The sequence below is a fragment of the Marinobacter sp. SS21 genome (genome assembly GCF_028369065.1).
GTDB lineage: Bacteria > Pseudomonadota > Gammaproteobacteria > Pseudomonadales > Oleiphilaceae > Marinobacter.
In genome coordinates, this window is the sequence record NZ_JAQNDA010000020.1 from 1 (window position 1) to 8,449 (window position 8,449).

The following is an 8,449-nucleotide window of genomic DNA, read 5'->3' on the forward strand; positions in this document are numbered from 1 at the left end:
GGATTGAAAATCCCCGTGTCCGTGGTTCGATTCCGCGTCCGGGCACCACTAATTCAATGACTTAACCCGCTTTTTAGCGGGTTTTGTCGTTTCTGGTGTCCACGTAGTGTCCACCGACAATCTCATCATCACAACCTGCCAACCTCCAAAACTCATTCGTCGCAGCTTCAGACGCCTCCACCCACCTCCGCTGCTTCTCTGAGCTATATTCCCCGCTCATATGATCCTCAAACGCTTCATGCTCTTCGTCCACGAGATCCTGAAAAGTTTTATCGCTCATTATCTCTTCCTCATTTGCCATCCGCAAAATCAGGCTAAAACAGCCAAACCAGAAACACAACATATGGAATCATTAAATTTAAACGACACTATATAGGCGAAAAATGATGAATTGTGGCGAGATAATCAGGCGATAAATGTGCATATCGCATTGTGAGTTTGATATCTGAATGCCCGAGCACCTTTTGGAGCGTGAGGATGTCTCCGCCCTTCATAATGAAGTGACTGGCAAACGTATGCCGGCAAACGTGTGTTAGCTGTCCCCTGGGGAGGTCGATGCCAGCTCGCTCAACAGCCTTCCTGAATGCTGCACTGCAACTTACAAACGGAACCTCCTGGGTCAGTTCGTCGTACAACGACTGCGAGACCGGAACGCTTCGAGACTTGCCCGACTTAGTGTAGTTGTAGGTCACTCGGTGCGGGGTAAAACTCGCCCTTGTTACACCTTCCGCTTCGGACCATCGCGCACCAGTCGCCAGGGCCAATCGGGTCACGTGGTATAGACTCGGGTTCGATGAAGCCTTGCACTCATCGAGCAGACAACCTATCTGTTCCTGGGTAAGAAACGCCAGTTCCTGTTCATCCAGCTTGAACTTACGAAGGTTCTTGAGTGGGTTAGATTGTATCCACTCTCCCTGCCGGATCAGTTCGTTGAAGACCGCGCTCAAGTAGGCGTGCTCATGATTCATGGTGTTTTCACTGACACCGTCGTTTTCCATTCGGATGCGCCGATAGGTCGCAAACTGCGATGTTGTGAAATCCACCGCCTGAGGGTTACCCAGGCGATCGGCTACCGCTAGCAGCTTCCGTTTACGCCCTGCACCATCTTTCAAGGTGTGGCCATAGCTGTCGTACCAGTGTTTGATCAGATCCCGAAGCGAACGGCGCTCTTTCGACGGATTCCAGGCTTTGTCCTCTGCCTTTTGAGTCTGCATGTGCAGCTCAAACCGCTTCGCTTCTGCCTTGCTATCAAAGCTCTTACGAATGCGCTTTGAACCTCGGCCATCACGGCGAATATCGACCTGCCATCGTCCTGACGGTAACTTCCTGATCATGCTGCCACCTTGCTTAACAGTCTTCGCTTAACCAACCCGTCCTCCACAAGCTGGTAGAGTTCGTTTTCCTTGATGTCCCTGCGCCGGTAGTAATTACACAAGTCTTCCCAGAGGCCGGACTTTTTGAGGCAGTCCCAGGCCTGACGGGTGTTGAACCGGTTGCGCGCATAAATGCTTAAGAGATTGCCGAAGGCGAGGGAAACGTTCTTTTCGTTGCCGCAACCGGGTTCCTTTTTTACGCGTTTGTAGGTCAGGCTGGGGGCCGGATGGCCGAAGCTGATGTCGTCCCTGAGCTTGGTCCAGATGGGGTGCACCCACTCGCGCTTATGCTCGTAGCGGTTGCCGTTCAGGGCGTACTGCCACAGGCCGGTGAGGTGCTTCACCGCGTCCGCGAAGGTGTAGATGGACTTCATGCCAGGCGTGCCTTGGGAGATCTCGTTGACGATGCGGTGATGGAAGCGAACCTCCAGACGCCAGACCGGCAGATCCGGGTTATAGCAGGTGTCCGGGAAGCTGTTTTCGTTCACCGCGCATTCCCAGATCCCTTCCATGAAGGCCCGTTTGTCGGAGACGTCGATTTCCTTGGTCTTGTCGTAAAGACAGGTCTGCAGGCTGTTGGCCTTGCCGAAGGTGTAGGTTTCGCCCTTGCCGTTGATGGTAGAGCCGGTAATGCCGTCGAAGCTGATGTCTGACAGCCCATTGTGGACACTGACCGTCCTAGCACGGGTGACAAAGTGCTGCGGCAGATCCTGAGGCGGTTCCCAGCCCTGGAAGTCCACGGCGAGGTGCAGGGCGATGCCCACCGGTTTGATGCCTTTTAGGAAGAACAGGCCCCACTCGGTCAGCTCGTCGTTGATCTGGTCGCTGGAGCGCTCATAGAGCCAGCGGGGGGAAGTTTCGATCTTGACGTGGGTGCCCTGGGAATCGCTTTCGGCGTAGAAGTTCTGCAGAAGGATGGTGAGGCCGTATTCCCGGTTCTGCAGGATGTACTTGAACCCCCCTCGCCTGCCGGAATGAACGCTGAACTCAATGTCTCGAATGGTCACCACGGCATTAAAGCTGCCCTCAAAGGCGGTGGCGATCACGGCCATAATGTCCGGTTTCAGTCGCCCTTCAAACAGTTGCCGAACGGTATCAACGCCGGTCCAGACAACGTTGACCTTGGACAGGTCGAGCTGTTCGCCCTCCGGGCCGATGAACAGGTCGCCTTTTCCGATTTCGCCGGTTCTTACATCGATTCGCTCAAAGTCTCTGATGGTCATCTATGGCTCACTGTGGGTCTCTGTGGTTATAAATCGACTGTCGTCGTTTTCTATGAGACGTGTTACAGGGACGTCTCCAGGGGCCGCTGCCCCTCCGCTACGCGTCGCGTACGCTCCTCGCGCATCGTCGCTAGCGCTCCGCTTGCTCCGGCGCGGCGGCCGTCATAAAGGGGTTGAGCATGTCCGGCTCAATCGTGGGCCTTGGCTCCGGCTTTCTGATGCGGTTGCGCTGACAGTACAGGTCCTGGACGTTCTCACCCTCCCACCACAGCTGACCGTGGCAGGGGCGCAGGTACAGGACGCGGTAGCCGTAGCTGGCGAGGTCGGCCTGGGTGAGGGAGAACTCGCCCTGGTCGTCGTTGCCGGTGAGCAGGTAGGCGCGGTTGACGCTGCCGGCAATCTCGATCCGGGCGTCCTCCAGGGGGTGGTCGATCACAGGGCGCTGAGGCGGACCATCAGCCGGAAGATCGCCCCCATCACCACCATCAGGCTGAACGCGATCAACAGGCGTCCCAAGCGGACCAGCGTCCACGTCATTGCCCTGGAGGCGGATCTTTTCGCGCTCGACAATCTCGAACATCGCGTAGCTGAAATAGCTGATACAGCCAACGATAACCACAAAGAGCATCTGCAGCTTGCGATCCTTAAGGATTGAATGACCCCCGACCACCCCCTGGGCCTTTCCGGTTTTGGTGGACTGGTAGCAGTCGAAGACCCGGAGGTCGACCTTGTACTCTTTTGCGACACCGAGGCTATGGGAGGCAGATTTGCCGCTGTTTTCGGGGTCATGTTCCAGTTCCCTCCACTTGTTTTTCTTCCAGGGCACGAGGTGCCCCATTTGCCAGTGCCGGAACGCCTGCTGGGCGCTCTGGCGGATTTCCCGGTGAATCTTTCCGATGTTGGGGGTGCACAGGAACAGGTCCCAGTTGTAGTGCCGGTGCATGTCGAAGGCGAGCAGCAGGTCGGCGGGACGGCTGTCTTTCTGTGCGGCTTCCTTGCCGCCGGGGTAGTCCAGGGATTCGATGCGAAAATCCCGTCTCGCGGCGGGGTACACCGCCTGGGCTTCGTCGAGCACGATCAGCGCCCCGATCGGGGCCCAGTGGAACCACCGGGCGGCGTATTCCAGGGCGTCGCGGGTTTCGGTTTCGAGGTTGATGATTCGGGCATCAGGGCCGCAGGTGACGCCGAAGGCTTCCTCTATGCGCTCCAGGGAGTCCAGGCCGCGGATGTTGGTGACCACGGTTCTGCCATCCGGGTAGTTGTCGTCCTCGCCGGTCAGGGCTGGGATCACGTAGCGCTGCACCACACCGGCGGACTTGTAGGAGCCGGGGGGACCGTGATGGATATTGATGGTCATTTCAGCACTCCCATGACGTAGCGGGTCAAGTGGGCGTTGAGGATGATGTTTAGCGCCTCGGGAATGCGGAAGAAGGTGATGGCCCCCATTACCTGGGAGTCGATGCTGCCCCAGTACTGGTTGATGGTGCCGGAGATGTTGAGCTGGTTGAGGATCTCCTGGGCCACCTCCCAGGAGTAACCAACAAACGCAATCTTGGCCTTGGTCACCCAGATCACGTACCACGCCGAGAGCTTAACGAAGATGTCGTCAATAAAGGTTGGGATGGATTCGAACCACTGCCAGATGGCGTCGAAGAAATCAGCAATGAATTCCATATCAGTCACGACCTCCCATTAGGATTCCGATAGCGATGAAGGAGGCAGCAAACAGGATGATGCTGCCGATCATGGATAAGGCGGGGGCGAACTTGGACAGGCCAGCGTTGATGTCCACGCCCCAGAGGCTGATGTTGTTGTCCTGCAGGGAGCCGGCCCCGGTGAAGGAGCCGAAGGAGGCGGCGATCTGGGAGCGGATGTTGCTGATCAGGGAATCGTACTCGCCCTGGACCTGGGACAGTTCCTCCAGGCCGTCGTCGATCTCCATGGTGATGGGGTTTCCGCTCCAGCTGATGGCGTTGCCGTCCTCGCCGACGATTTCGGTCTGGCCGGAGCCGCTGCCCCCTCCCCCGCCGGGAATCTGGCCGATGGCGTTAATGACGTCGCCCAGGCCGTTGTTGATGGAGGTGCCCAGGTTGCCGATGGCGTTATGGATGTTGCCGGTGTTCTTGTTGCCGTCGCCCAGCAGGCCCTTGATGTCCTGCAACTGATTGGCCATGCCGTTGTCGTCGGCCTGTCCGTCGCCGTCGCTGTCACCATCGCTGGAGTCGTGTTTGTCGGGATTGGACGCGTCTTCGTTGGTTTCGCCGCAGGCAAAGCCGTTGTCGGTGATTAGCAGCACGCTGTCCCAGCCGCCGGGGCAGACCGGGGGGTTGGCGTCGTTGTCGATGCAGTAGCTTTTCCAGGCGCCTTCCAGGGTTTCGCCGAAGGCAAAGCGTTCATTCTCGCCGCAGGTGGTTTCGCCGGTGCACACCGGGCGATGGTCGTCGCCCCAGCCGATGGTGCCTTGAAAATCGGCTGAACTTGAGGTGCAGGAGGGCTCCGGCTCGCTCAGACAGTAGCTACCCAGACTCCCACCAGACGGACAGGTTGGCGTGCAGCTCTGGTCTTCCGGGTTGTAATACTCCCCGATCTCCAGACACTCTTCGGGCTGCGCAGTTTGGCAAAAGCTTACGGTTGAGTCCGATGTACAGCTTTCAGGGCGAACGTAGGAATAATGCCAGGCAACAGCCCCTCCTTGATCGTTAAGCGTCCGTGTGTAACAACGATAACGCTCGGTGTTATCCGCCGCCCATACCGCGTTTACGGTCTCCCACGCCACTTCGTCCCCATTCGGCAGTGGGATTGATTCGCCATGCGCGTAACAGGCATCTGCAACAGACCCATAAGGCCCCGACGCTGAGCCCGTCTCTTGATACCAGTAGTCCGGTTCGTTTGCGGGTGCGCCGACCAGTTCCAATGCAAATGCACCACGAACCAAGGTCATACCAATCAAGCATGCTAGTAATAGGCGCTTCATTCTTTATCCACCATAAAAAAGGGCCGGAGAACCGACCCTTCACACCGTGCGATAGCCGGCGACTAAACAGCCCACCCAAAGGCAGGCTATTAGGACGCTGGTCAGCATTACCGATTGATCAGCTTCAGGACAATGCCCACACCCATCACGATGGCCGCAATGCCAATCACAGCGGTGACCGCTGCGGTGGTGTTGGTAGTGGCGTCGGTCTGGGCCGCACTGATGGCGGCGGTGTGGTCCACGGCGAGGGCCATGGCAGACGAACCCATGGCGGCGACGGCGGTACCGACCTTGGCAGCGCGCTTACCCCAGCGGGAACGGGCCATTGCCCAGGACTTGCCGTTTTCTTGCTTTTCCATTTCGATTACTTGGTTCATGGTTTTCACCTCAGACTTTTCTCATGATTTGAACGACCCTTCCGGCACCGACACCGATGACGAAGAAGGTCAGGGCGATCCCTGACACCAGCCCGATGATTTCCGGGTCTGGGGCCAGGTATTCCTGAAACAGGACATCCACGTCCTGATAAGGAATGCTTTGCAGGGTGCCGTCGCAGTAGACGTGGTTGGTGACCCCGTCCTGCAGCCAGTCACCCTCGCAGGTAATGACGTTCACCGGTCCTCCCCATCCACCGGACATCCGTTGGCCTGGATGTACTGGCCAACTGTCTGGTCGATCTCAAGGACGGTGAACACGCCCCCGAGAACGAACGCGATACCGAGGAACGCGAGCTGGACGATCAGGTCCAGGCCCCGGTAGCGCAGAAAGGTGAGAACAGCATTCATGGGCTATCCCTTAGGCCGACTTCTTGAGGGCTTCCTGGGGCTTCAGCTCCAGGGCCTTGAAGGTGATCTTGCCGCCGGTGCCCGCTTTCATCTGGGCTTTCACCACGAACGGGGCCGGGAGTTTGTCGGCGTGGCTGCGGAGCTGGTCGATGTGTTTGTAGTCGCAGGCGATTTTCATCACCTCGTTGCCGACTCGGTGTTCTTCGTTGGCGTCGGCGGGGGCGTAGGCCCAGAGGGAGCCGCCCTTGTTGCCGTCGATGTCGTAACGGGTGGCGCCGATGATCATCAGGTTCAGATAGTTTTCCATGGTGGTTACCTCAGTCCTCGTTTACAGGTATCCGCCTGTTGGCGGTGGGGTTTGGGTTTGTTGCGGAGGCTTCGCCTCCGTCTTGGCACCTCGGGTTCTGGAATCAGAGGGCAGCCGGTTCCGCTACCCCCGCCCTCCATCACCGCCGGCGGTCGCCAATATGGCAAAGCCCGCCGGGTCCACAAGGCCCGCTGCGCTGGCCCTGCGGGCCGCCTTGCAGACCCGTCGTGCTGTGCCTGTCGCCCTCGTACCGACGGTGACGGATGACGGGGGCAGCTACACAACACGGAGTTATGTCGCGGTCTGGGTGCGACGTTGCTCGATGGCCGAGTTCAGGAGATCGGCCGCGTACTCCGCGGGGGTTTTCAGGGTTTCCTTGTTGGCTGCTTGGCGCAGCAGTTCCCGGTAGGCGTCCGTATCGATGTACAGCCGCATGGACTGTTTCTTCTTGGTGCTCATGGGGTGTACTCCCGTTGCTGTTTGGTGTGAGGGTGCCGTTGTCCCAGGCGTCGCGCAGTGCAAGCAGGCGGTCGAACTCGGGGCTGTGGTAGCCCTGGCGTTCCAGTTCGATCAGCAGGGCGTCGGTGAAGGCGGACTTGCAGCGGTCCACGTAGTCGCCCGGCAGATCGGTGTTCAGTTCGCGCAGTTGCTCCAGGCGCTGGCTGAGGGTGGTAAAAAGACCTTCCAGGGCAGGTATCGGGGCACAGTGAGCGGAGCCCTGGAAGGTGAGCAAAGCGGCGTTCCGGGATGGTTGCTCGCCGGTGCGGCCTAACCGCAGTTCCCGCAGGACATCGCACAGGACGCTGTGGACACGGGCAGCCAAGCCCAGGGGCGCTTTAAAACCCATCTCGAACAGGGCATCGCGGCAACGGGCGTATTCGTCATAATCGCCATCGGCCCAGGCGTGCAGTCCGCCCAGGAACAGTACCCGCAGGTTGCTAGTGCTGGGGCCGAAGGTATGAACGGGGCTCTGGAAACTGAGCGAAAGCGATTTCTGGCGGTTGTTAGGGGGCAGTTTCATTGGGTCACCTCCAGGCGGACACCGTTGCGGCGTTTGCCGGGGGCAACACCGAGTTCCACGAACTGTTCCGGGCGCAGGTGGACGACCTCGGGCTTGTGGCCTTTGACGCGCTCGAAGTAGTTGATGAAGCCGTCGATGTAGGACAGTTGGCGGATGGCTGTCTTGGTCTGCCGAAATTCGGAAACGGCGGCCAGCTTGGGGCGCTTGATGGGATTCAGGGGCATGCCCTGCCCTGGCTTAGCTTGGGTGGTATAGATCATTGGGCGGCCCTCAGTAGTTCCGGGTGATCGGCAATGACGAAGGCGTCCACAGCCAGCTTGATGAATTCCATCAGTTCGTCGTCAATCCGGTGAAAGGCGGCCTGCATGCCCAGGAGTTTGTTCAGGGCATCAAAAGCAGCGTCACGGTTCCCGGCTTCCAGCAGGCCAATGGCGCTGTTGAACACCACGCGGATGTGTTCTTTCTTCTGATCCCTCAGTTCCGGTGTCATCCCCAGTCCTCCGACTCAAGTGCGGTTTGTGAAACGAGGGCGACGTTTACCAGCCGGGGCTTGCCGATCTTGATGGAGGGCAGATGGCCCTTCTCGATCATGCCCCGGACCTGCCCTTCCGTGAGCCCGGTCAGCTGCGCGAAGCGTTCCTGCGTCATGACCGGGGTAGCTAGCAAGATGATTTGTTTTTGCTCGTCCACTGTTTTGCACTCTGCTACACTATTTTTCACAGTTACCCGCTCACTAGCGAGCAGTTTTCTGTTCGTTAAGCAGAAT

The 8,449-nt window shown here is 58.5% G+C and carries 14 protein-coding genes; all 14 read right to left on the reverse strand.

Features of this window, described 5'->3' with window-relative positions; genetic code table 11:
- Window positions 1-73: 73 nt before the first annotated feature.
- Window positions 74-280, reverse strand: a complete 207-nt coding sequence (locus tag N6L25_RS17490) for a hypothetical protein (RefSeq protein ID WP_271983082.1) — start codon at window positions 278-280, stop codon at window positions 74-76.
- 88 nt (window positions 281-368) lie between these two features.
- On the reverse strand, window positions 369-1,334 hold the full coding sequence (locus tag N6L25_RS17495) for a phage integrase (RefSeq protein ID WP_271983085.1): 966 nt from the start codon (window positions 1,332-1,334) through the stop codon (window positions 369-371).
- A complete protein-coding gene (locus N6L25_RS17500; RefSeq protein WP_271983089.1) occupies window positions 1,331-2,596 on the reverse strand; it encodes a hypothetical protein in 1,266 nt (421 codons plus the stop codon). Before N6L25_RS17500 ends, N6L25_RS17495 begins: the two co-directional genes overlap by 4 nt.
- 130 nt (window positions 2,597-2,726) lie before the next feature.
- Window positions 2,727-3,953: a zonular occludens toxin family protein gene (locus N6L25_RS17505; RefSeq protein ID WP_271983091.1), complete on the reverse strand. Its 1,227-nt coding sequence runs from the start codon at window positions 3,951-3,953 to the stop codon at window positions 2,727-2,729.
- Window positions 3,950-4,270, reverse strand: coding sequence for a DUF2523 family protein (locus N6L25_RS17510; RefSeq protein WP_271983095.1), 321 nt, complete (start codon window positions 4,268-4,270; stop codon window positions 3,950-3,952). Before N6L25_RS17510 ends, N6L25_RS17505 begins: the two co-directional genes overlap by 4 nt.
- Window position 4,271: 1 nt before the next feature.
- Window positions 4,272-5,372, reverse strand: a complete 1,101-nt coding sequence (locus N6L25_RS17515; protein WP_271983098.1) for a hypothetical protein — start codon at window positions 5,370-5,372, stop codon at window positions 4,272-4,274.
- Between the two features lie 305 nt (window positions 5,373-5,677).
- Window positions 5,678-5,947 carry a hypothetical protein gene (locus N6L25_RS17520; protein WP_271983101.1) on the reverse strand — a complete coding sequence of 90 codons (270 nt, stop codon included), beginning with the start codon at window positions 5,945-5,947 and terminating at the stop codon, window positions 5,678-5,680.
- A 10-nt stretch (window positions 5,948-5,957) separates the two neighbouring features.
- Entirely contained in the window at window positions 5,958-6,185 is a 228-nt protein-coding gene (locus N6L25_RS17525) for a hypothetical protein (protein WP_271983104.1), read from the reverse strand.
- Entirely contained in the window at window positions 6,182-6,355 is a 174-nt protein-coding gene (locus N6L25_RS17530) for a hypothetical protein (protein ID WP_271983107.1), read from the reverse strand. Before N6L25_RS17530 ends, N6L25_RS17525 begins: the two co-directional genes overlap by 4 nt.
- 10 nt (window positions 6,356-6,365) lie before the next feature.
- On the reverse strand, window positions 6,366-6,662 hold the full coding sequence (locus tag N6L25_RS17535; protein WP_271983111.1) for a hypothetical protein: 297 nt from the start codon (window positions 6,660-6,662) through the stop codon (window positions 6,366-6,368).
- A 139-nt stretch (window positions 6,663-6,801) separates the two neighbouring features.
- The gene (locus tag N6L25_RS17540) at window positions 6,802-7,683 is read right to left on the reverse strand and encodes a hypothetical protein (protein WP_271983114.1); all 882 of its coding nucleotides are present in this window, start codon (window positions 7,681-7,683) and stop codon (window positions 6,802-6,804) included.
- On the reverse strand, window positions 7,680-7,943 hold the full coding sequence (locus N6L25_RS17545) for a hypothetical protein (protein WP_271983116.1): 264 nt from the start codon (window positions 7,941-7,943) through the stop codon (window positions 7,680-7,682). Before N6L25_RS17545 ends, N6L25_RS17540 begins: the two co-directional genes overlap by 4 nt.
- Complete coding sequence (locus N6L25_RS17550) at window positions 7,940-8,173, reverse strand: hypothetical protein (RefSeq protein WP_271983119.1); 234 nt, start codon at window positions 8,171-8,173, stop codon at window positions 7,940-7,942. The genes N6L25_RS17545 and N6L25_RS17550 overlap by 4 nt, the downstream gene beginning before the upstream one ends.
- On the reverse strand, window positions 8,170-8,449 hold a 280-nt coding region (locus tag N6L25_RS17555), incomplete at its 5' end, for a hypothetical protein (RefSeq protein ID WP_271983121.1). The genes N6L25_RS17550 and N6L25_RS17555, both read right to left, overlap by 4 nt.